Origin of the sequence: uncultured Kordia sp. (genome assembly GCF_947489565.1) — a bacterium.
In the GTDB taxonomy this organism is placed as follows: Bacteria; Bacteroidota; Bacteroidia; order Flavobacteriales; family Flavobacteriaceae; genus Kordia.
Map to the genome: position 1 here is coordinate 156,290 of NZ_CANLEA010000011.1, position 23,205 is coordinate 179,494.

The following is a 23,205-nucleotide window of genomic DNA, read 5'->3' on the forward strand; positions in this document are numbered from 1 at the left end:
ATTAACTTGTATTTTTGTGCGGAAAAACCATTTATGAGTAACATCAGAGTACACGAAAGAACGAGAGCGCAAGAATCTTCGGGAGCCATTGAACGTTTGTATATTACCATGAGACATTTATTTAATCGTGGCTTTTACAAACCTATGGGAGTTTCTGGGGAAACATTGCGACAGTCTTTACTATTGTTACGTCCCGAAATATATGGCTCAGTAGCTGAAGACAAGGCAGAAATTAACGGTTTACTATACGTAATTGATCGTTTGCCTATTGGTATAGAAGAATGCCGTTTTATCAATTTAACTTCTGATGAAGGCTTCAAAAATTCGCATTTCGAAGTCATAATTCCACCCAAAAGACGTAGAAATTGTTACCGAATCGATAAAGAGCAAATGAACATCGAAATTACGCGAGGTCGCTCTGAAATCTATGATATTCTAACACACTTGACGTTTTTATTTATAGAATCACACAAAATAAGTGATCGTGTTCTTATTGGTGAAGATGGAGAAACCATTCGCGATTGGGAAAAATTAGAACAAGCAGTCTGTAAAAAGAAAAAATTAAGTTTAGCCGAACGTGAAATTGCTATTACGCACACCGCGAATATTTTAGGCAGAACTTTTGAAGAAATTTTACATGCCCATAAAACGTTTTCTACGAAAGAAAATCCAGAACGCTTTTTAAATATCATTTATTGGTTAGGAAAATTGGCCATAGATGAAGTAGTTTTGGGACAAAAAAGAACCATTACGTTTAGTCCTGTATTGCGTGAACGCTTAGGACATCATATTCACGGAGAAGTTTGGGCAAATAATATTAAAAAAGTACTTAAAGACAATAAACTGTTGCATAGACCTATTCATATCATTAGTGCCAATATGCACAGTGTGATGAACTCTATATTTGCACCAAAACTATTGCAAAAAGAACTCAATACTACCGATGAATTTGATATTTTTGAAGCCTTAAGTGCCTCAGGAAAAAATACACTTAGAAATAAAGTAGAAAAAGAAGCGTTGAAGAAGGGAATGATTTATATCAAAGATGAATCGGGAACAAACATCAACGTGCAAATCTTTGATACGTCTAAAATAGATTTTAGCAAAACAAGTTATTCGTGTTGTGCTACAAATGATGATGAAAAACCAGTATTGTTTGTCATGGATTATGCTTTTGGAGAACAAGCCTATGAAACCATAGACGAGTTTTTAAAGCCATATACTAGCGCAGACAAAACAGAAAAAGAATACCTAAATGTGGCGTCAATTTCCATTATGGGAAAAGCGGGAATTTTAGAAGGAGGAAAAGGAGACATTATGATTCCGTCGGCACACATTTTTGAAGGAACAGCAGATAACTATCCTTTTAAAAATGAACTGGAAAAAGAAGATTTGGAAGGTCATGGATTGGAAGTATTTGAAGGTTCTATGATTACCGTATTAGGAACGTCTTTGCAAAACAAAGACATTTTAAAATTCTTCCACGATTCTACTTGGAATGTCATTGGACTCGAAATGGAAGGAGCACATTATCAAAAAGCCATTCAATCGGCTTCTAAGATACGAGGAAGTATCTCTGAAAATGTAAAAGTAAGATATGCGTATTATGCATCTGATAATCCGCTAGAAACAGGAAGTACATTGGCTTCTGGAGGATTAGGAACAACAGGTGTAAAACCAACATATTTAATAACAAGAAAAATATTAGAACAACTATTTAACAACTAATAACGAGAATATGAGCGAAAATAACCAAAATGTGCTGCCTGAAAAACCACCACAAACTGGCAATGAGATAGATCTGAAAGAGCTCTTCAGAATGATAGGAAGTGCTTTTAACAGACTCTTTTTATTTATAAGAAATATACTTTTATTCCTACTAGACTTATTAATAAGAGCCTTAATTATAGTTAGGGTACATATCGTAAAATTTGTGATTGTAGGGTTTTTAAGTATTGTTATTGGCTGGTTTATTGACTCTAGAAAAGAGGCGGTATATGGCTCAAGTATGTATGTGCAAACAAACTACGGAAGTACACGTCAACTATACTCTAATGTTAAATATTATCAAGGACTTGTAGAAGAAGGAGATAGTACAAAATTAGCAAGTCTTTTTAACATCACTAAAGATCAAGCAGGAGGTTTACGTGGATTTGTAATAGAGCCAGATGTGACAGATAATGGAATGCTGAAAGCATATAATGAATTTATGAAAACGGCTGATACTACATTTGTTTTAAGAGAAATTGACTTTGACAAGTTTAAACGAAATGTAAGCCCATTAGATTTTTCTGTACATCAAGTTTCTGTTTATTCGGCTGATAAAGATGTTATTCCTACGCTACAAAACCCAATTATTACCGAAAATATAGAAAACTTTCATATCAAGAGACAAAAAGAAATCAATTTAGAGAGTCTTGAAAAACAGGCAGAAGCACTTGCAAAGCAATTGGTAAATATTGATTCGTTAGGAAAAGCATATAAGGAAATATTATTGCAAGAACCTGTAAAAGAAACAGCAGGAAAAGCTTCAAATACTTATATTCAACTGGCTGCAAATAACGAAAGAAAAACAAAAGAAATTGAGTTATTAGCTGTAAACGAAAAGCTTGCGAATAGAATTCTTGAAATCAATAGACAAAAAGAATTAGAAAAAGAAACGATTAATGTATTGAGTGATTTTTCTCCTGGAGCAAGGATTAGATCTTTCTACGATAAATATCTATACAGAATTCCAATGGTAACAATTTCATTGTTATTAATGTTTATCTTATTGAGAGAATTAAATAAATATTTAAATACATACGCTGATAACAAACGATCGAATGCCTAAAAATGCTATACTTATTACTGGTGGAGCTGGATTTATAGGAGCAAACTATATTCCGTATTTCTTGGAACAACACCAAGACACAATTGTTGTGAATATTGATAAGCTTACGTATGCTGGCGACTTAAGTAATTTGGTAGAAATAAGCAATCATGAAAACTATAAGTTTGTACAAGGTGATATTTGCGATAGAAGTTTGATAGAGAAGCTTTTTGAAACGTATGATTTTAAAGGAGTCATTCATTTTGCTGCAGAATCACATGTAGACAATTCTATCAAAAATCCAGATGCATTCATACAAACGAATATCTTTGGAACATTTAACTTATTAGATGTAGCCAAAAAATCGTGGATGGATGGTCCAAACCAAGTGAAAGCTGGCTATGAAGCGTGCAGATTTCATCACATTTCAACCGATGAGGTATATGGAACCTTAGGCGAAACAGGATTGTTTACAGAAGATACATCGTACGCACCAAACAGTCCGTACAGTGCTTCCAAAGCATCGTCTGATTTTATTGTGCGCAGTTACTTTCATACCTATGGAATGAATGTGGTAACGACAAATTGTTCAAACAATTATGGACCAAAACAACATGATGAAAAACTAATTCCAACCATCATACGTAAAGCAATTACAGGAGAAAATATTCCTATTTACGGTGACGGAATGAATATTCGCGATTGGTTGTATGTATTAGATCATTGCAAAGGAATTCATCTCGTATACCAAACAGGAAAAGTAGGTGAAACTTATAATGTTGGAGGAAGAAATGAGCGTACCAATGTGTATATTGCAAATACAATATGTGAGTTATTGGACAAATTACGTCCAAAAGAAACTTCATATAAAGAGCAAATTTCCTTTGTAACCGATAGACCAGGACACGATTTTCGCTATGCAATTGATGCTAATAAGTTAGAAAATGAACTTGGTTGGAAAGCGGAGGAAACTTTTGAATCGGGCATTTTAAAAACCATTGAATGGTATTTGAATAAATACGAAACGAAATAATATATAAATGAAAGGAATAGTATTAGCAGGAGGATCAGGAACACGATTGCATCCACTTACCTTAGCCGTAAGCAAGCAATTGATGCCTGTGTATGACAAACCGATGATATACTATCCCGTTTCAACTTTAATTAGTGCAGGAATTCGAGAAATACTCATTATTTCTACACCACAAGATTTACCATTATTCCAAAAATTACTGGGCGATGGTAAAAAATTTGGTTGCGAATTTCACTATGAAGTACAAGAAGCGCCAAACGGATTGGCAGAAGCTTTCATCATTGGAGAAGCCTTTATTGGCGACGACAAAGTTGCGTTAATTTTGGGTGATAATATATTTTATGGCTCAGGTTTAGCAGACTTATTACAAGCAAATAACGATCCGCAAGGAGGAATCATTTACGCATATCATGTACACGACCCGGAACGTTATGGAGTCGTAGAATTTGATGAAAATGGCAATGCAATTTCTATTGAAGAAAAACCAGCACAGCCAAAATCAAACTATGCAGTTCCTGGGATCTATTTTTATGACAATGAAGTGGTTGAAATTGCCAAAAACATTCAGCCAAGTGGAAGAGGAGAACTCGAAATAACCGATGTAAATCGTGTATATTTAGAAAAAGGAAAACTAAGTGTAAGTATTCTAGACAGAGGAACGGCTTGGTTAGATACCGGAACATTCAACTCATTAATGCAAGCATCGCAATTTGTACAAGTCATTGAAGAACGTCAAGGACTCAAAATTGGTGCTATTGAAGAAGCTGCATATCGAATGGGATTCATTAGCAAAAAACAATTGGATGAATTGGCGGCGCCATTATTAAAAAGTGGGTACGGAAAACATCTATTAGAAATACAATAAAAAAACGTCTTGAACATAACACACACACCATTAGCAGACTGTTTTGTCATAGAACCTCAAGTATTTGGGGATTCTAGAGGAAGCTTTATGGAAAGTTACAACGAACAAAAATTTCCAGCAAACGTTCATTTTGTACAAGACAATCAATCCATATCTCAAAAAGGTGTGTTGCGCGGATTGCACTTTCAAAAAGGAGCGCATGCACAAGCAAAACTAGTGCGTGTAATTCGTGGAGAAGTATTGGATGTAGCCGTTGATATAAGACCAGATTCTAAAACCTTCGGACAGCATTTTTCGATCATTCTGAACGCTGAAAACAATAAACAACTCTTTGTGCCGAGAGGATTTGCACATGGTTTTGCAGTATTGCAAGACGATACAATATTTGCGTATAAATGTGATAACTTTTACAACAAAGAAGCGGAATCAGGAATTATTTATAACGATCCAGACATTGCTGTTGATTGGATGTTACAAGAAAATGAAATCATACTTTCCGATAAAGACAAACTGCTTTCAAATCTGAAATCATTATCGCTATGAAAACGGTTTTAGTTACGGGCGCCAATGGTCAATTAGGACAATGTATTCAAAAGATACAACAGCAACATCCAAACATCAACTTTCACTTTAAATCCTCTAAGGAATTAAACATTACAGACACAGTTTCAGTACAAGACTATTTTTCAAATCATACTTTTGATTACTGTGTAAATTGTGCTGCCTATACCAATGTAGAATTGGCCGAAAGCGAAGAAGACAAAGCTTATTTAGTAAATGCAGAAGCTGCTAAAAATTTAGCGAAAGCCTGTGCTGACAATAATGTGACTTTACTTCATATTTCTACAGACTATGTGTTTGATGGCACCAAAACATCGCCGTATGTAGAAACAGACACTACAAATCCGATTAGTGTATATGGCGCATCTAAACTAAAAGGCGAAGAAAACATTCAAGCAGTTACAGAAAAGTACTTTATCATCCGTACCTCTTGGTTATATGCTGAATTTGGAAAAAACTTTTACAAGACTATTCTGCGAAAAGCAGCAGAAAAAGCAAACCTAACCATTACTACAGAACAAAAAGGAACACCGACAAACGCAAATGATTTGGCGGAATTGCTTCTACACATAATAAATACAGAAAATACACAGTACGGAATCTATCACTTTAGCAACGAAGGAGAAGCTACTTGGTACGATTTTACCAAAGAAATTATTCAAAATTTAAATTTGGCGGAAGCGGACCAACCTTCGTTAAAAAGTGTGGATAGCTATAAAACCAAAGCCGCACGTCCCAAAAACAGTGTTTTAGACAAAACGAAAGTCCGTGGTATGATAATGACGATCCCATGGCAAGAAAGTCTCCGTAATTTGATGCAAAATCACTTATAACTTGATGAACAACTACCTACATACCGCTATAAAAGCTGCTGTTGATGCAGGTGCGATTATTATGAATATCTATGAAAATCAAATCGTAGATGTTGAACGAAAAACGGACGATTCTCCCGTAACTATCGCAGACAAAAAAGCCGATATATACATTCAAAATGCTTTACAAAGTACAGGAATTCCAGTATTAAGTGAAGAAGGCGAACACGCAAACTATGAAGTTCGTAAAAATTGGCAAAAATGCTGGATTGTAGATCCACTTGATGGCACCAAACAATTTATCAGTCGAAATGGCGAATTTACTGTCAATATTGCGTTGGTAGAAAACGGCATCTCATTATTAGGTGTCATTTATATTCCTGTCACAAAATCGTTATATTTTGCGATAACAGAAGAAAAAAAAGCATTCAAAATAGAATTAGAAGCACATACAATTACCGAAAGTATGCTGCAAAATGCTGTTGAAATATTTGCAACTCCAGAAAATGATGTAGTTACAATAGCATCAAGTCATTTCTCTAAAAATCAAGATGTGTTAGAACTCATCGATACGCTTGACACAGAAGGAAAAGAGATCAACTTAATCAAAGCAGGAAGTTCGTTAAAATTTTGCTTAATGGCAGAAGGAAAAGCGTCATACTATCCGCGTTGTGCACCAACAATGGAATGGGACACGGCAGCAGGACACGCTATTTGTAATGCTGTTGGACTTGAAGTATATTCTCTAGAAACCAACAAACCCCTAAAATACAACAAAGAAAATCTACTAAATCCGTGGTTTCTTGTTAGAAAAATAGGATAAAATAAAAGGGGATAAAACCCTTTCCAAAAAGGGTATTTCCCCTTAAAATTCATTTATTTCCTAGAATTAAAATTTATAGCTAGTTTTGCAGCGAATAATAGCAACATGTATCAAGAAGCATATCACCAAGAAGACCTCAATAATTACTGTTTTTTAATCACTGGCGGCGCAGGATTCATAGGATCCAATTTAGTAGAATATCTATTAAAACACAGCGCCAAAAAAGTACGTGTATTAGATAACTTAGCTACAGGTTTTAAACATAATATTGAGGAATTTGAGTCAAACCCAAATTTCGAATTTGTATTAGGTGATATTAGAGACTTGGAAACGTGTAAGAAAGCTGTCGACGGAATGGACTTTGTATTGCATCAAGCTGCCTTAGGTTCAGTGCCACGTTCCTTTAACGATCCTATTTCGTCCAATGAAGTAAACATTGCAGGTTTCTTAAACATGTTAGTCGCTTCGCGTGATGCAGGTGTAAAACGAATGGTATATGCAGCTTCTTCAAGTACGTATGGCGATAGCAAAGCATTACCAAAACAAGAAGAAATTATTGGGAAACCTTTATCTCCGTATGCAATTACGAAATATGTAAACGAATTGTATGCAGATAACTTCTCTACAAACTTTGACTTTCATACGGTAGGACTGCGTTATTTCAACGTTTTTGGACCAAAACAAAACGTAAAAGGTGCATATGCAGCCGTAATTCCATTATTTTTCAATGCAGGAATACATAACACAAAAGTAACAATCAATGGTGATGGAAATCAAACCAGAGATTTTACTTTTATAGAGAATGTAGTGCAAGCAAATATAAAAGCAGCATTATCAGAAATTACAAAACATGAAGTAGTCAATGTTGCCGTTGGCGATCGTATTAGTGTGAATGATTTGTGGAATAATATCAAAGAAATTACGCAAAGTACAATAGAAGCATCTCATGGAGAAAGCAGGATAGGAGATGTGCGCGATTCATTGGCCGATATTTCAAAAGCAAAAACACTATTGCAATACAATCCTACATATACAGTTCGTGATGGTTTGTCCATTACGTACGACTTTTTTAAAAAGCAATCTTTAACAAATGACAAATAAGGTAATCTCCATAATAGGTTTAGGATATGTTGGATTGCCCTTAGCGGTTGAATTCAGTAAAAAAGGATATCAAGTCATCGGATTTGATATCAATGAAGCTAGAATTCAAGAGCTACAACAAGGAGAAGATCATACGCTTGAAGTTAGCAAAGAAGAACTACAAGAAGCTTCCACCTTACAATACACAAACAAAGCGGAAGCCATTGCGCAAGCAAATGTGTATATCGTAACTGTTCCAACACCGATTACCGAACATAAATTTCCAGACCTAACACCGTTAGAAGCTGCTTCAAACTTAGTTGGCGCTGTGTTGGCAAAAGGAGATATTGTCATTTATGAATCAACAGTATTTCCAGGATGTACAGAGGAAGTTTGTGTGCCAATCTTAGAAGCACAAAGTAATTTGGTGTTTAATTCAGATTTTTTCTGCGGATATTCTCCTGAAAGAATCAATCCGGGAGACAAAAAACACAGAGTCAGCAATATTGTCAAAGTAACTTCGGGAAGCACGCCTGAAATTGCAGAAATCATTGATGAGCTTTACAAAAGTATCATAACGGTTGGTACGTTCAAAGCATCTTCCATCAAAGTAGCGGAAGCTGCCAAAGTCATTGAAAATTCGCAACGCGATATCAACATTGCGTTTGTCAACGAATTAGCCTTAATCTTTGGGAAATTAGGTATTGATACACATGAAGTATTAGAAGCTGCAGGAACCAAATGGAACTTCTTACCGTTTACGCCAGGATTGGTTGGTGGACATTGCATTGGTGTAGATCCGTATTACTTAACACACAAAGCAAAAAGTGTAGGATACATTCCACAAGTCATCTTAGCAGGAAGAAAAATAAACGATAACATGGGCAAATACATCGCAGAACGCGTGGTAAAACTCATGATTAAACAAGAAAAACTAATCAAAGGTGCAAAAGTGACCATATTAGGTATCACGTTTAAAGAAAATTGCCCAGACATTAGAAATACACGAGTGATTGACATTGTGCATGAACTCACAGAATATGGGATTGAAGTTGAGGTGTTTGACGACAACGTAGATACATCACAAGTAAAGAAAGAATACAATATTGACTTGGTGTCTTCTATTTCAAAAGACACTAGAGCGATTATTTTGGCAGTTGCACATAAAAGTTTCAATAAAATTGACGTAACTCCCTTTTTTAAAGCAGGATGTATTATTTTTGACGCGAAAAATTTCTTCCCAAAACCAATCGTAACAGAGAGATTATAGCCGTAAGAACAATAAAGTAAACAAAGAACAAAAACAAACTGATGAAAAAAAACCTAATTGTATTTGGTACACGACCAGAAGCTATTAAAATGGCACCGCTGGTAAAGGAATTTTTAAAACACCAAGACACTTTTGAAACAAAAGTTTGTATCACGGCACAGCATAGAGAAATGCTGGATCAGGTACTTTCATTTTTTGAAATAACTCCAGACTATGATTTGGACTTGATGAAGCCTAATCAGAATTTATATGGTTTAACAGCAGATATCATCACGAACTTAAAGCCTGTATTGGAAGATTTTCAACCAGACTATGTATATGTTCATGGAGATACAACTACGACAATGGCAACAAGTATTGCAGCGTTTTATTCGGGTGCAAAAGTATGTCACGTAGAAGCAGGATTGCGTACTTTTAACAAAAGATCGCCTTTCCCAGAAGAAATCAACAGATGTGTTACAGGAAGTATCTGTGACTATCACTTTTCGCCAACAGAAACTTCAAAGCAAAATCTGCTTAACGAAAATGTTGCAGATGAAAATATATTAATTACAGGAAATACCGTGATTGATGCCTTGCATTTTAGTGCGGACAAAGTAAAATCAGACGGATTCCAAGACCAAGAAATTGAAGACGTAAAAGGAGTTTTAGACACTTCTAAACGATTAATTTTAGTAACTGGTCACCGTAGAGAAAATCACGGACAAGGATTTATCAACATTTGCACGGCTTTAAAGCAAATTGCAACCGATCATCCTGATACACAAATTATTTATCCTGTACACTTAAATCCAAACGTACAAAAGCCTGTATATGAATTATTAGCAGACATAGATAACGTGAATTTAATAAAACCGTTATCATATCCTGCATTTGTATGGTTAATGGATAAATCGAGCTTAATTATTACAGATAGTGGTGGTGTGCAAGAAGAAGCACCAAGTTTAGGAAAACCAGTATTGGTAATGCGTGATACTACAGAGCGACCAGAAGCTGTAGACGCAGGAACCGTATTATTGGTGGGAACAAATACCGAAAAAATTATCAGTGAAGCTAACAAATTACTAACAGACGAATCTGCTTATCACAAAATGAGTAAACTACACAATCCTTACGGAGACGGAACTGCTTGTGATAAGATCGTTAAATACATGTCAAAATTACAATAAGAATCATGGGAAGTAACAAACCAAGTGTTGTGATGGTAGGTCTAGGATATATTGGACTTCCTACCGCAGCGTTAATTGCAAGTAGAGAAATTAAAGTAACAGGAGTTGATATTCATCAACATGTTGTAGATACAATAAACAAAGGAGAAATCCACATCGTAGAACCAGACTTAGATGGTTTGGTACACAAAGTAGTAAAAGATGGATACCTAACAGCAAGTACATCGCCAGTAGAAGCAGATGTATATTTAATTGCTGTGCCAACACCATTTAAAGGCGATTATGAGCCAGATATCTCATACGTAGAATCAGCAACAAGAGCTTTATTACCAACGTTAAAAGAAGGTGCATTGGTTATTGTAGAATCTACAAGTCCTGTAGGAACTACTGAAAAAATGCAAGCAGTTATTGAAGCTGAACGTCCAGAATTGATTGGAAAAATATACATGGCATACTGTCCAGAACGTGTATTGCCAGGAAATGTAATTTACGAATTAGAGCACAACGATAGAGCTATTGGTGGAATCAACCCTGAGTCTACTGAAAAAGCAGTTGAATTTTACAGACACTTTGTAAAAGGAACCTTGCACAAAACCAACTCTAGAACAGCAGAAATGTGTAAGTTGGTTGAAAACTCATCAAGAGACGTTCAAATTGCCTTTGCAAATGAGCTTTCTATGATTTGTGATGAAGCAGAAATCAATGTTTGGGAATTGATCAACTTAGCCAACAAGCATCCGCGTGTAAACATTTTACAACCGGGAACAGGAGTTGGTGGACACTGTATCGCAGTAGATCCATGGTTTATTGTTTCTGAATTTCCAGAGCAAGCGAAAATCATTCGTTCGGCAAGAGAAATCAACAATTACAAAACAGAATGGGCTATTGAAAAAGTAAAAAGTACGGCGTTACAATTTAAGATAGACAATGGTAGAGACGCTAAAATCGCTTGTATGGGATTGGCTTTCAAACCAAATATTGACGATTTACGTGAATCTCCAGCATTACAAGTAGTAGCTACTTTAGTAAATGATGGTTTCAACGTATTGGCAGTTGAGCCAAATATTAAGTCGCACAACAAATATGAAATTTACGATAGGGAAGATGCTATAGAACAAGCAGATATTATTGTATATTTGGTTGCGCATAGAGAGTTTGCTAATTCTGAAAGAGTAAAGCAAACACTAGATTTTTGTGGAATTTATAAATAAAACATAAGAACGTAATTATGAGAAAAGTATTAGTAGTAGCCTTAGGTCTTTTTCTGATTGCATGTGGATCAGACGAAAAAAAGAAAAATGGGGAAGAGCCTAAGCAGGAAGAAACTAAAAAACCGGAAGTAAAAAAGCCAACAGAAAAAGAATTGGCAATTATGGCACTTCCTGAAATTTCGAAGCTTTCTGCGGAACCATTAATCATTCGTGAAGATGTACATGAATTCTCGGAAGATATTCAATTTGAAGAAGTTGGAGTGGTAAAAGGAAGCGCTGAAGGAACACATAGTTTTCTTTTTTATGTAGGAGATGATACAAACTTAGAAGCACTATCTCAGTACACATTAGCAGTAATGCTATATCCAGAAAACCCTAAAGAACTGGCTAAAAAAGACCAGAAAAAAGGATTTATGGTAAAAAGTACCAAATGTAAAGTAATGAGAGAAGGAAAATATCCTGTAGTAGTGTTTGCGGATTATCCTGCTAATGTTACCAAAGTGAAGGAAGTAAAAGCATATTTATACACCAAGGATGGAATTTTAAATCCTAAAAAGCAAAAGTTACTTATTAAAAACTTTTCTTTATAATTCAAAACAATACATGCTAAAGGTCTTTTTGGAATCCTATCCAAAGAGACCTTTATCGCATACATTCATATATAAGACTTAAAAAAAGGATGCAAAAAATATTTAGTAATCTTATATCTAACAAAAGCTTAGCTATTTTTACTGCGCTCCTTTTTTTCTTTAACTTCTTGTCCAAACTTTTAAAAGAAATCTTTTCCGTAAGGATTCCACTCTATCCAAGTACCATTTTAAAATTATCGGCAGTAGCACTGCTTTTTATTTATTTTGTCATGTACTTGCGAAAAAAGAAGTTTGCATGGTATATTTATGGACTTCTCATCGTATTTGGAGTTGATCTTTTAATAAAAATATTTCAAGAAGTTCCCAATCAAGTCATTTACAACCGATCGTATTATTTTTTTAAAGGAATCTTCTTTTTTCTGCTGATTATCGGAATCAAAGATTTAGGAAAAAAAGAACTTGAAAAGCCTATCAATGTCTTGCTTTTCATAGGAAAGTTCAATCTAATGCTCATTTTACTAGGTGCATTGTTTGATATCAATCTTTTCAAATCCTATCCGCATACAGATCGTTTCGGTTTTAATGGAATTATGGCCGAACCTGGTATCAGTACCTATCTGTACATGTTACTAGCTATAATTTCCTATTTGCGTTATCGCTATCAAAATTACAGCTATTGGACAACGGTATTTATGCTCATTGCCATTGTGTTTTTGGGAACAAAATCGGGTTATTTATTTATCGGAATATTGATCTTTATTCACATTTTATATCTGCTAAAAAAATTACAATATCAAATATCGTTCATTGCTATCTTGCTAATATCCGGGTTTGTATTGAAAGATAAACTCATTCAACTTGCAATCAATTCGTTCAACTTTGGAACCTATTTGTATGAAAAACATGGACTCTTAACGTTCATTACCTCAAAGAGAGATTTGCTACTACAAGATACCATTGCATACATCAGCGAAAACTGGTCGGCTTTGCAATACGTTATTGGTGGAATGGATTTCAGAATGCATCGCGTAGAATTTGAATTTATAGACATTTTCCTCTTTTTTGGAATGATAGGTATTTGCTTGTACTTATTAGTATTAAAGAAAGTATTCTTAGCCAACAAACCAAAAACGCTATATGTAGTATTATTTTTAGTCGTATTATTTGTGTGTTCTCTTGGCGGAAACCTGTTCTTCTCCACTACAAATTCTTTTTGTTTTGTAGTTGTCTTTTTATATTTAAGTAAAAGTGTATCAACCACAAATAAGCTATAATTTTATACATGAAAGCTGCAATTCAAAACTATTTCAAAGAGAAAAACACGCTGAACGATTACATCGTTTTATTGCTCATAGCCTTTGCATTTGTAATGAATGTGAGCGAAAAGATTTCTACACTATTATTGGTGGCACTTTTTGCACTCAGCATATTCAACATCAAAAAACTCAACCTTAAAAAGCTAAAACCTTTAAGTGTATTGCTGATTCTATTCAGTATTTACATTTTTACTCATTTTTTGGTAGATGAAGTCATTTCTATCAAAACCATTGAAAAACGGTTTTCATTAGTGGCAGTTCCTATTATATTTTCGGTGGTTCACATAGACAAAAAAACGTTTTACGCCATATGTAAATTCTTTGTATTTGGTGTGGTTTTAGGATGTGTTCTAAACTTTATAGAGCCTTTTATCAACGATTTTAATTGGAGCACATTTGAATTCCTAGAAATAGAGGACAAAAAGAAAATAGTTTTCAAAGGAAGCAAACATTGGATGAATCACTTTTATTCCATTCACTTTCCAAACTTCATGGATCGTTCTTACTATGGCGTGTACTTATGTTTGGCTATTGCGCTTGTATGGTATGTGCTGCGTTGGAAAATGCTTCACAAATTACTGCTGATTTTATTTTTTGTCATCAACATATTTCTATCCAACAGTTTAATAGGAATCTTAGGTTTAGGAGTCATCTTATTTTTTGTCATCCTACAAGCTAAAAAGCCATACATTTTATTGTTATTTCCGTTATTCTTCATCGTAGCGATGTTCATTTCGCCAAGATTTTCAGAATATGTATCGCAAACCTGGAAATATATCAATGAACCTGAGTCCATTCCTAAAGACTTCTTACGATTCCGATGGGAAATGTGGAAAGGTTCGTATCAACTCGTTTGCGAAAATCCTTTATGGGGCTACGGAAAAGAAGGCTTTGACATTGCTTTTAACGCACGAATGCATGAAAATGTAGGTTGGAGTTACAACATCTTAGATAAGGTAGGATTCAATTCGCACAATCAATATTTGCAAGTATTTGGAGAAGCAGGAGTTTTTGGTTTTCTTGCATACTTGGCAGTATTAATAACCTATGTGATTACGATTATACGTCAACATTCAAAATACAAATATTTAAAATATTCATTCATAGCATTAATATTTATTTTTTCTGTTTCTGAAACGGTATTAAATCGATATGTAGGAATTTCATTTTTCACGTTCTTTTATTGTTTTTTCTCAGTAAAATCAAACGAAGAAGCCTAAAATTACTACATTTGCTAAAAATTTTTAAAAGTAGTGAAGAACAACGTCATTCTTAAAATAATGATCCTCTTAACCAAGAACATGGATATTTTTCAAGTTCGTGGTTTGCGAGGTATACGATGGTTTTTTTATAGAAAATATTACGCTGCTCCGAAACTATACGTAGATAGTGGTGTCGATATCTCTTCTGCACACAGAAACAGTAATGCTAGTTTTGAAGGTACAGGAAAAATAAACCTTGGAAAAGGAGTATATATCGACTACTCTGGAGGCGTGAAAATAGGACACGCAGTTGCCATCTCATCAGGAGCTAAAATATTTACACACAATCATGATGTGAATGGTAAATTTAAAAATTGGCAAAAAAATGGTATTACCTATTCTGATGTAGTTATTGAAGACTATGTATGGGTTGGATCTGATGCACTTATTATGCCATCAGTAAAACGTTTGGGAGAAGGTTGTATCATAGGCTCAGGAGCTATTGTTACAAAAGATACAGAACCTTATGGAATCTATGTTGGAAATCCAGCGAAAAAGATTGCCATGAGAAATGTGGAGGAACTCAATGAACAGAATTCTTAAAATTTTACCGTCACTAGCGCTGTACGGATTAGGACTCGCTAGTTTTTTCTTTTTAGATATTTACATATCAACTGCTGATTATAGTAAAGAATTTATAAGCCAATGGGCATTTTATAAATCCAGTATCTTTATTCTCGGTGGTTTCTGTATTTTAGGTTTTGATCAGGTAATGGTTCGCGAACCTAAATTGCATTTCTACATCAAGAAAAAGTTCTTATTTCAATCATTCTTACTGAGTGTTATTGGAACGACACTCGTGTGGATTTTTTATCCCATAGAAAGAATCTGGTTATTCTTCATCATACTCAACCTATTTTCAATTACTGTTTTTCTATCCGGAATTTTTAGAGCCAATCAAAAATATACCATAGCACAATTGGCTACCAACGGTTGGAAAATAGTATTGGTGATCATTTTCTTTTTAGTGGCTCAAAAACAAATGCTTAGCTTTTTAGGAATCAGTCTTGCTGTTATTTGTCTTACGCTCATCGTAATCTATACAAATCTATACAGAGCTCCTGAAAAAGATGCGGTTGCATTAAAATACGAAGATTACCGAAAAACTGGAGTCGCATTTTTTCTTCATAACATGACGCTTACAAGTGCGGTGTATGGAGAACAATTTATAATTAACCTCTACGGAAACGATGCTATTTCGTCAGAGTTGTTTATGTACTTTGCCATCTTTAGTCCAATCATACTAAGTGCCAACGGATTTATTGGATTTATTATCGGACCAAAACTAAGAGCCAAAGAAACTGTAACCAGAAAAGATTACAACTCATTACAATTGAAGCTTATCATCTTTGCGATTGTAATGGCAACAATATCTTTTGTAGTAGGTATATTTTTATTAGATAGATTCAAAAATGTTTCGTTTAGCGAAATAAACTTATGGCTAACCTTAGCTGTATTAATAACGTGTATGATTCGAACGGTATACACAACATCTTCGCTATACTTGGGAGTTTTTGCAAGTAACAAACATCTATACAAAACGGCCGGACTCAACTGGAGCGTTTTAATAGCATATATAATTTTAATTTTAGTAGTACTAATCACAGGTATGGACACAAATGTCTTAGTTGTTGGAATTGCAGGCTTAACAGCATTGCATTGGACAATGCGTTTGATCATTTCTCATACCTACGCCATTAAGTTTTTTGACAATGAAAAACATTAAGATAGTTGCACCACTTTCTTCGTTATCGGAACGAACTCGTTTGTATAAACTTACCTTGTTTTTGCATGACGAATTGGGATACAAAAATATAAGCCATGTTGGATGGGAACGAATTCCTGGTGAACGAGAAGAAAAGCGATTTGACTTTGAAATTGACAAAAAAATTATTCTTAAAGGTGGCGGATACGGAACAGGAAAAGTAAAATGGTTGTATTTCATGTGGATGATAAAAACCTTCTTTTACTGTTTTAAATTTGGAAAAAACGATATCGTTTGGGCACTAGGTTTTGAAAGTGCATTTCCAGTAATGCTAGCTTCTAAAATTAAAAGATTCAAAGTTGTATTTGATGATGCTGATCGTTTTTCGATGCTCTTCAAATTTCCGTCAATTATTGATAAAATACTTAAGTTTTTAGAGAAGAAAACTTCGCGCAATGTAACCTATCATGTAGTGCCTGGTGACGCTCGATATCAATTTGAATCGAAGAAATTTTATGTATTAAAAAATACACCGAGCGAAAGTCAATTAGAAAAAGCCAAACAAATCAGTGAGAATTTAGAAAAACCTGCTAGCTTTGTCATAAATATTAACGGTTGGCTTGGATCAGGTCGTGGAATGAATGAAGCGTTAATGCTTGTAAATCGACTAGAAAAAGAAGATCTAAAAGTATTGCTCATAGGAAAGCTAGATTGTGATGCTGCAAATCAATTGGCAGAACACAAAAATGTAATATACAGAGGCAAACTATCAAACGCTGAAACGCTGGCAAACTATTTTATATCTGATTTGGTACTTACGTATTACGATCCAAAATTAGAGATCAATCAATATGCTGAATCTAATAAATGGGGAGATGCTATCAAAACAGGAATAGGCATCATTGTAAATGAAGAAGTAAAGTCGGCAAAATTTATAAAAGAAAACAACCTTGGAATTATTGTTCCTTACAATGATATAGATGCATTAGTGAATGAAGTTCAGAAACTATTGACAGATACATCTAAACTAGTAGAATTGAAATCGAATGCGAAACAATATTCGTATATTATGCCGTATTATGAAGATCAATTAAAAGAACTTTTTAAAAAAATAAACAATGAAGAAACCAGGTAAATTAGAAAAAATATATTTCTTCATCTTGGTAAAGATGGTTTCCAATTTTAGTCCAAGAAGAGCGACCAATATTCAGTATAAATTCTTCAAAAAATGGGGAATGAAGTTTAATGGAAAACCGAACTACATTTCTTCAAAAATTTGGTTTGATGGAACTGACTACAGCTTAATTTCTATAGGAAAAGAAGCTACTATGTCTAGTTATATCCGTGTATTAACACACGATTGGTCTCCGCACACTGTAGCAAAAGCATTTGACATTCCACAACCAAAACCTTTAGGAATTTTAAAAGGAGTTGAAATTGGTGATTTTGCCTTTGTAGGTACAGGAACCATACTCATGCCTGGTTGTAAAATTGGAAAAGGCTGCATCATCGGTGCAGGAACTGTAGTAAGAGGTAATATTCCTGACTTTAGTATTTACATAGGAAGTCCAGGGAAAATTGTAGGTGACTCAAGAAAATTTTTAAAATCAAAATTTCCAGAGGTAGATATTCCTGGATTTAACGAGTAGGGAAATAACGTGATTATATTCTTAGCAATATTATTAATCTTGGTATTAGGCTTTACGGCCTATTTTATCATTCAAAGAGGGATTGGAGCAATTTATTCTAATCCTCTTGTTTTGGGTACACTATTCTTTGGTATCATTCACTTGCTATTGCCCTTAATGCAGATAAACTCTGATTATTTTCGATATCAGGAGGAATACAGCATCATCACCATACTAGTTTCCATCATACTTGTCGTTGTTGGACAATTGGTCTTCATGGTCTTTTTCTCCAGATTCAAATTGGATTACTATCAAGTATTCAAAGACGTAAAAGGACGAAACAAAGAGGTTCGAAGAATCTTAAACATAAACATATTTATTTTCTTAGTAGGAGCTTATTTCTCCTATAAAAACTTATCTGTAATTCTTTCTATCGGAGTTACCGAATATCTAAGAGACCGTATCAGTCACGGACAAGGAAAAGGAATACAAATATTATTTGCACACTGGTCTTACCTTTCTGCATTTATATTTATCTTCTGTTACTTTTTAGCAACAAGGAAAAAACTCAAACGAAGAGCACTTTTCTTTACCATAATTTCTATCCTTGTAAGTGTTACGTATTATACGCTTAACAGTAACAGAAACTCCATATTTACCATGTTACTCATTATTGGCGGCGCTTGGCTCATCAATAATAAAATGCTCAATACCAAACTAAATAAAAAGCAAGCAAAAATAATAGGAGCAATCTCTTTTGCGCTGATCATTGCATTTACATTGTTCTTTAATATTGGAAAAGAACGCTATGCTTTATATGCGTCTAGACATAAAGAGTTCAAATACTCATTGGTAAAATCGCTCAATGGAGCTTTTGGAAATCATGAAAATATCATGTGGCTTCTTGAAAACGATCATGAAAAACTATGGGGACAAACTTACGTAGCAGGATTTACCAACCTTGTTCCTAGAAGTATGTGGCCAAACAAACCCTTAGGAGCAGGACCAAAATTAAAAAACTTTATTGATCCAGGTAGTTATGTAATTGGAGGACAAAGAAACTCATCATTGACTACAGGATTTTTTACCGAGCTGCAAATGAATTATGGCGTCGTAGGAATGGTTGCTTTTCCAATAGGAATTGCAATTCTCATTGGCTTCCTGTTGAAACGATTAAACAGGTCAAAATACATCATTGTCAGAATGACCTCGTTCTTTACCGCCATCATGTTTGCAACCATGTTTTATTACGCAGAATTTCTTGGGTTTTACTCAAGATTCTTCATATCAATAATACCATTTTTCATCATATACTTCTTTGTAGGTATACGATTCAAATTAAAAAAATCTAATACTAAATTAAATACAATATCTTCATGAAACAAATATTACAGTCTTTTAAAACTGGAGTTACTGAATTAGCAGAACTACCGGCTCCAAAGGTAAAAGGAGGTCAGGTGCTCATTCAAACGACTAGAAGTTTAGTTTCACTAGGAACGGAAAGAATGCTAGTTGAATTTGGAAAAGCTTCCCTTATCCAAAAGGCAAGACAGCAACCAGATAAAGTGAAAATGGTATTGGATAAAATCAAATCTGAAGGATTAATGCCAACGCTAGAAGCTGTTTTTAGCAAACTAGAGCAACCATTACCATTAGGATATTGTAATGTAGGTAAAGTGATCGATGTAGGTGCTGGCGTTACAGATTTTAAAGTAGGAGATAGAGTTGTTTCTAATGGACAACATGCAGAATTTGTTTCTGTACCTAAAAACTTAGTCGCACACATTCCAGACAATATTAGTGATGAAGAAGCTGTATTTGCTGTCATTGGATCTATTGGTTTGCAAGGAATTCGCTTAACAAAACCAACATTAGGAGAAACTATTGTTGTAGTCGGATTAGGTTTGGTAGGATTATTAACTGCCGAAATGTTAGTCGCAAACGGTTGTAATGTAATTGGATACGATCTTGATGATAACAAAGTAGCCATTGCCAATAGCAAAGGAATTACGGCGTTCAATCCGATAAAAGGAAACGATCCTGTAAACTTTGTAATGAATGCTACAAATCAAGTAGGAGCAGATGCGGTAATCATTACAGCTTCTGCAAAAAATAATGCAATCATCAAAGATGCGGCAAATATGAGCCGTAAACGAGGTAGAATTGTATTGGTAGGAATCATAGGACTTAATATCTCTAGACCAGATTTCTATGAAAAAGAATTAAGCTTCCAAGTATCTTGTTCATACGGACCAGGAAGATACGATGACGAATACGAATTTAATGGAAAAGATTACCCGTTACCATTTGTACGTTGGACAGAAAAGCGAAACTTTGAAGCGGTTTTAAACCTGATTTCTACAGGAAAATTAAAAGTACAAGAGTTAATCTCTGAAGTAGTTGACTTAGAAGACTACGATAAAATATATGGCTCTATAGGAAGCTCAAAATCTATTGCTTCATTAATCAAATATAAAGAAGGAGATAGAGTTCCTAACAGAAAGCTAAAAGTAAACGAAAAAACATTTGGTGGTTCTAAAAGTACCATAGGAATCATTGGTGCTGGAAACTTCACAAAAATGACGTTGCTTCCTGCATTAAAAGGTTCTGCAGCCGATTTAAAATATGTGGCTTCTTCAGGAGGCGTAAATGGAACTGGACTTGCCAAGAAACACAATATTGAATACAGTGTTACTGACTACAAAGAAATGTTGACAGATGACAATGTAAATATGGTGATGATTACCACGCGTCCAAACCAGCACGTACCAATGGTATTAGACGTATTGAAACATGACAAGCATGTATTCGTTGAAAAACCATTAGCAATCAATCCAGAAGGATTACAAGCAGTTATTGATGCTTACAATGCAAAGGACAATACGAAATCAATCACAGTTGGATTTAACAGACGTTTTTCTCCGCATATTGAAAAAATGAAAAGCTTAGTAGGAAACAATGTGTTGAATGTAGTTGCGACTATGAACGCAGGACATATTCCGTATGATACTTGGTTCCATGACATGGATGTTAACGGCGGAAGAATTATTGCAGAAGGAGTACACTATATTGATTTAATCTCGTACTTAACAGGAAGCAAGGTAAAATCTGTAATGATGAATGCAATGGGCGAAAATCCAGCAGAAAATACAGATAATGCAAGTATCCTATTAAAATACGAAAACGGATCAACAGGTGTTGTAAACTACTTCTCAAACGGAGCTAAAAGTTACTCTAAAGAACGTTTAGAAGTATACTTTAACAACAGTACGCTTATCATGGATAATTTCAGAGAAACCAAAGGATACAACATCAAAGGTTTCAAAAAAATGAAAACAAAGCTAAACAAAGGACATAAAAATCAGTTCAGTAAATTGATGACCTTTTTAAATGAAGGTGGCGATCCAATAATGCCATTTGAAGATGTGATAAATGCTACCAAAGCTAGTTTTGCGGCTATAGAAAGTCTTAAAACAAAGCAATGGGTCAACGTGACAGAATAAGCCATGAATCTTGAGAGAATAAAAAAACTACCAAGCTCGGAAGTTGTACACTATTATAGTGGAAATGATATTATTACGAGTAAATTTAATAAGGTAAAAGTAAAATACAACAACTACAATTGTACGGTAAAATTACCATCGGGACTTGTAGAAAATGTGTTTGGACTTTTCCGTTTGTCTAGACGTGCGTTGCGATTAGACAAATGCAATGTATTTACATCAGGAAAATTTTTAGTACTTATCAGAAAGTACAAAGTGTATAGTTACAATCTTGAAACCAACGAACTCAAAGAAACGCTGACACTAAAAAACTGTAGAAACATATTGCATCAATCCTTATGTACTAACAAACAAGGAGAATTGTTTTTTGGTGAATATGGAAACAACGGTGATCGTAAACCTGTAAATGTGTATAAAAGTACCGATAACGGACAATCGTGGGAAGTGATCTATCAATTCAAAGCAGGAGAAATAAAACACATTCACGGTTGCTATTACGATAAGTATGAAGATAAAATATGGACGCTTACGGGCGATTTTGAAAACGAGAATATCGTAATGAAATCGGATGCCAATTTTACAGATCCTGAGCGAATTGGTGACGGAAGTCAAACCTATCGTACGGTAAGTATCATTTTCCAAAAAGATGCGGTACATTGGATTATGGATTCTCCGATTGAAAGAAGCTATCATTATGAAATGGATAGAAAGTCGTATGAAATCACTAAAAAAGAAGGCTTTCCTGGACCAGTTTGGTATGTAAAAGAACTATCGGATGGTTATTTTATGGCAGCTTCTAGTGTAGAAATTGGCGATGGTGTATTTGACAATTATGCACACTTATTTGTTTCAAAAGATTTAGAAACTTGGACAGAACTTGCCAAATTTAAAAAAGACATATTACCAATGCGCTACTTTAAATGGGGCGTTATTGCCTTTGCAGATGGCGAACAAAGCAGTGATAGCTTTCCGCTATTCTTTGAAGCGCTCAACAAAGTAGATGGAAAATCGTATACATACAAGATCAATGACTGATACATTATTCTCAAAACTTGCAGCACATCAAGCAAATCTGAAAAAAAATCAGGCGCAGCTCGCATATTGCAATGAAGCTTTCCATACAAAAATTGGATACAACGATATTGTATGTAAAAATACGGCTTCAACCAATGCAACATTGCCAAAATACAAATACTTCAAAACCATTACACTTGAAGACATTGTAAACTTGCGAGCAAATTTGGATGCTACGAATAAAGACCATCTATTTTGGTGCAAAAAAATATACCGTTTCTTAGAATTCCGATTAAGTAGTATTGAAGAACGTATTCAAAAAAACTACGCAAAAAAGGAAGAAAGAATCACGTTTATTCAAAATGTAGTAACACTATTGTTAGAATATTATACTGTTACAAACGACAGTCGCTACTTAAGTCTTGCGTTAAAAATATTGCGAAAAAAACCGCTTGCAAAACAAGGCTTTCTCAATAGTCAATGCAATGTGCAATATTCGTACAACATTGTAGTAGTACACAAGTTAATCAAGAATTTATAAAACGATCAAG

At 34.5% G+C, this 23,205-nt stretch carries 22 protein-coding genes; all 22 read left to right on the forward strand.

The window, feature by feature from the left end; genetic code table 11:
* Nucleotides 1-33: 33 nt before the first annotated feature.
* The 22 genes from Q0845_RS16150 to Q0845_RS16255 all read left to right on the forward strand — a co-directional run bounded on the left by Q0845_RS16150 (nucleotide 34) and on the right by Q0845_RS16255 (nucleotide 23,195).
* Complete coding sequence (locus Q0845_RS16150) at nucleotides 34-1,728, forward strand: hypothetical protein (protein ID WP_298515335.1); 1,695 nt, start codon at nucleotides 34-36, stop codon at nucleotides 1,726-1,728.
* Between the two features lie 10 nt (nucleotides 1,729-1,738).
* Complete coding sequence (locus Q0845_RS16155; protein ID WP_298515337.1) at nucleotides 1,739-2,833, forward strand: hypothetical protein; 1,095 nt, start codon at nucleotides 1,739-1,741, stop codon at nucleotides 2,831-2,833.
* Entirely contained in the window at nucleotides 2,826-3,845 is a 1,020-nt protein-coding gene (gene rfbB / locus Q0845_RS16160) for a dTDP-glucose 4,6-dehydratase (RefSeq protein ID WP_298515340.1), read from the forward strand. The genes Q0845_RS16155 and rfbB overlap by 8 nt, the downstream gene beginning before the upstream one ends.
* Before the next feature lie 7 nt (nucleotides 3,846-3,852).
* Nucleotides 3,853-4,710, forward strand: coding sequence for a glucose-1-phosphate thymidylyltransferase RfbA (gene rfbA / locus Q0845_RS16165; RefSeq protein WP_298515343.1), 858 nt, complete (start codon nucleotides 3,853-3,855; stop codon nucleotides 4,708-4,710).
* A 9-nt stretch (nucleotides 4,711-4,719) separates the two neighbouring features.
* A complete protein-coding gene (gene rfbC, locus Q0845_RS16170) occupies nucleotides 4,720-5,253 on the forward strand; it encodes a dTDP-4-dehydrorhamnose 3,5-epimerase (protein ID WP_298515345.1) in 534 nt (177 codons plus the stop codon).
* Complete coding sequence (gene rfbD, locus Q0845_RS16175) at nucleotides 5,250-6,104, forward strand: dTDP-4-dehydrorhamnose reductase (RefSeq protein ID WP_298515348.1); 855 nt, start codon at nucleotides 5,250-5,252, stop codon at nucleotides 6,102-6,104. The genes rfbC and rfbD overlap by 4 nt, the downstream gene beginning before the upstream one ends.
* A gap of 4 nt (nucleotides 6,105-6,108) precedes the next feature.
* Complete coding sequence (gene cysQ / locus Q0845_RS16180) at nucleotides 6,109-6,906, forward strand: 3'(2'),5'-bisphosphate nucleotidase CysQ (RefSeq protein WP_298515350.1); 798 nt, start codon at nucleotides 6,109-6,111, stop codon at nucleotides 6,904-6,906.
* A gap of 105 nt (nucleotides 6,907-7,011) precedes the next feature.
* Nucleotides 7,012-8,007, forward strand: coding sequence for an SDR family oxidoreductase (locus tag Q0845_RS16185; protein WP_298515353.1), 996 nt, complete (start codon nucleotides 7,012-7,014; stop codon nucleotides 8,005-8,007).
* A complete protein-coding gene (locus Q0845_RS16190) occupies nucleotides 7,997-9,256 on the forward strand; it encodes a nucleotide sugar dehydrogenase (RefSeq protein WP_298515355.1) in 1,260 nt (419 codons plus the stop codon). Before Q0845_RS16185 ends, Q0845_RS16190 begins: the two co-directional genes overlap by 11 nt.
* A 41-nt stretch (nucleotides 9,257-9,297) precedes the next feature.
* Nucleotides 9,298-10,425, forward strand: coding sequence for a non-hydrolyzing UDP-N-acetylglucosamine 2-epimerase (wecB, locus tag Q0845_RS16195; protein WP_298515358.1), 1,128 nt, complete (start codon nucleotides 9,298-9,300; stop codon nucleotides 10,423-10,425).
* A gap of 5 nt (nucleotides 10,426-10,430) precedes the next feature.
* A complete protein-coding gene (gene wecC / locus Q0845_RS16200; RefSeq protein WP_298515361.1) occupies nucleotides 10,431-11,636 on the forward strand; it encodes a UDP-N-acetyl-D-mannosamine dehydrogenase in 1,206 nt (401 codons plus the stop codon).
* A 17-nt stretch (nucleotides 11,637-11,653) separates the two neighbouring features.
* On the forward strand, nucleotides 11,654-12,226 hold the full coding sequence (locus Q0845_RS16205; RefSeq protein ID WP_298515363.1) for a hypothetical protein: 573 nt from the start codon (nucleotides 11,654-11,656) through the stop codon (nucleotides 12,224-12,226).
* 89 nt (nucleotides 12,227-12,315) lie between these two features.
* Nucleotides 12,316-13,500, forward strand: coding sequence for a hypothetical protein (locus Q0845_RS16210; protein WP_298515365.1), 1,185 nt, complete (start codon nucleotides 12,316-12,318; stop codon nucleotides 13,498-13,500).
* An 8-nt stretch (nucleotides 13,501-13,508) separates the two neighbouring features.
* Nucleotides 13,509-14,762 (forward strand): O-antigen ligase, encoded by a 1,254-nt coding sequence (locus tag Q0845_RS16215; protein ID WP_298515368.1) that lies wholly within the window; start codon nucleotides 13,509-13,511, stop codon nucleotides 14,760-14,762.
* Nucleotides 14,763-14,843: 81 nt separating this feature from the next.
* Nucleotides 14,844-15,347, forward strand: coding sequence for an acyltransferase (locus tag Q0845_RS16220; RefSeq protein ID WP_298515371.1), 504 nt, complete (start codon nucleotides 14,844-14,846; stop codon nucleotides 15,345-15,347).
* Nucleotides 15,331-16,530 (forward strand): hypothetical protein, encoded by a 1,200-nt coding sequence (locus Q0845_RS16225; protein ID WP_298515374.1) that lies wholly within the window; start codon nucleotides 15,331-15,333, stop codon nucleotides 16,528-16,530. The genes Q0845_RS16220 and Q0845_RS16225 overlap by 17 nt, the downstream gene beginning before the upstream one ends.
* On the forward strand, nucleotides 16,517-17,644 hold the full coding sequence (locus tag Q0845_RS16230) for a hypothetical protein (protein ID WP_298515377.1): 1,128 nt from the start codon (nucleotides 16,517-16,519) through the stop codon (nucleotides 17,642-17,644). Before Q0845_RS16225 ends, Q0845_RS16230 begins: the two co-directional genes overlap by 14 nt.
* A complete protein-coding gene (locus Q0845_RS16235) occupies nucleotides 17,628-18,158 on the forward strand; it encodes an acyltransferase (protein ID WP_298515380.1) in 531 nt (176 codons plus the stop codon). The genes Q0845_RS16230 and Q0845_RS16235 overlap by 17 nt, the downstream gene beginning before the upstream one ends.
* Nucleotides 18,159-18,167: 9 nt before the next feature.
* A complete protein-coding gene (locus Q0845_RS16240) occupies nucleotides 18,168-19,517 on the forward strand; it encodes an O-antigen polymerase (protein WP_298515382.1) in 1,350 nt (449 codons plus the stop codon).
* Entirely contained in the window at nucleotides 19,514-21,640 is a 2,127-nt protein-coding gene (locus Q0845_RS16245; protein WP_298515385.1) for a bi-domain-containing oxidoreductase, read from the forward strand. The genes Q0845_RS16240 and Q0845_RS16245 overlap by 4 nt, the downstream gene beginning before the upstream one ends.
* Before the next feature lie 3 nt (nucleotides 21,641-21,643).
* Nucleotides 21,644-22,675 (forward strand): hypothetical protein, encoded by a 1,032-nt coding sequence (locus Q0845_RS16250; RefSeq protein ID WP_298515387.1) that lies wholly within the window; start codon nucleotides 21,644-21,646, stop codon nucleotides 22,673-22,675.
* Entirely contained in the window at nucleotides 22,668-23,195 is a 528-nt protein-coding gene (locus tag Q0845_RS16255; RefSeq protein WP_298515389.1) for a hypothetical protein, read from the forward strand. Before Q0845_RS16250 ends, Q0845_RS16255 begins: the two co-directional genes overlap by 8 nt.
* Nucleotides 23,196-23,205 lie beyond the last annotated feature (10 nt).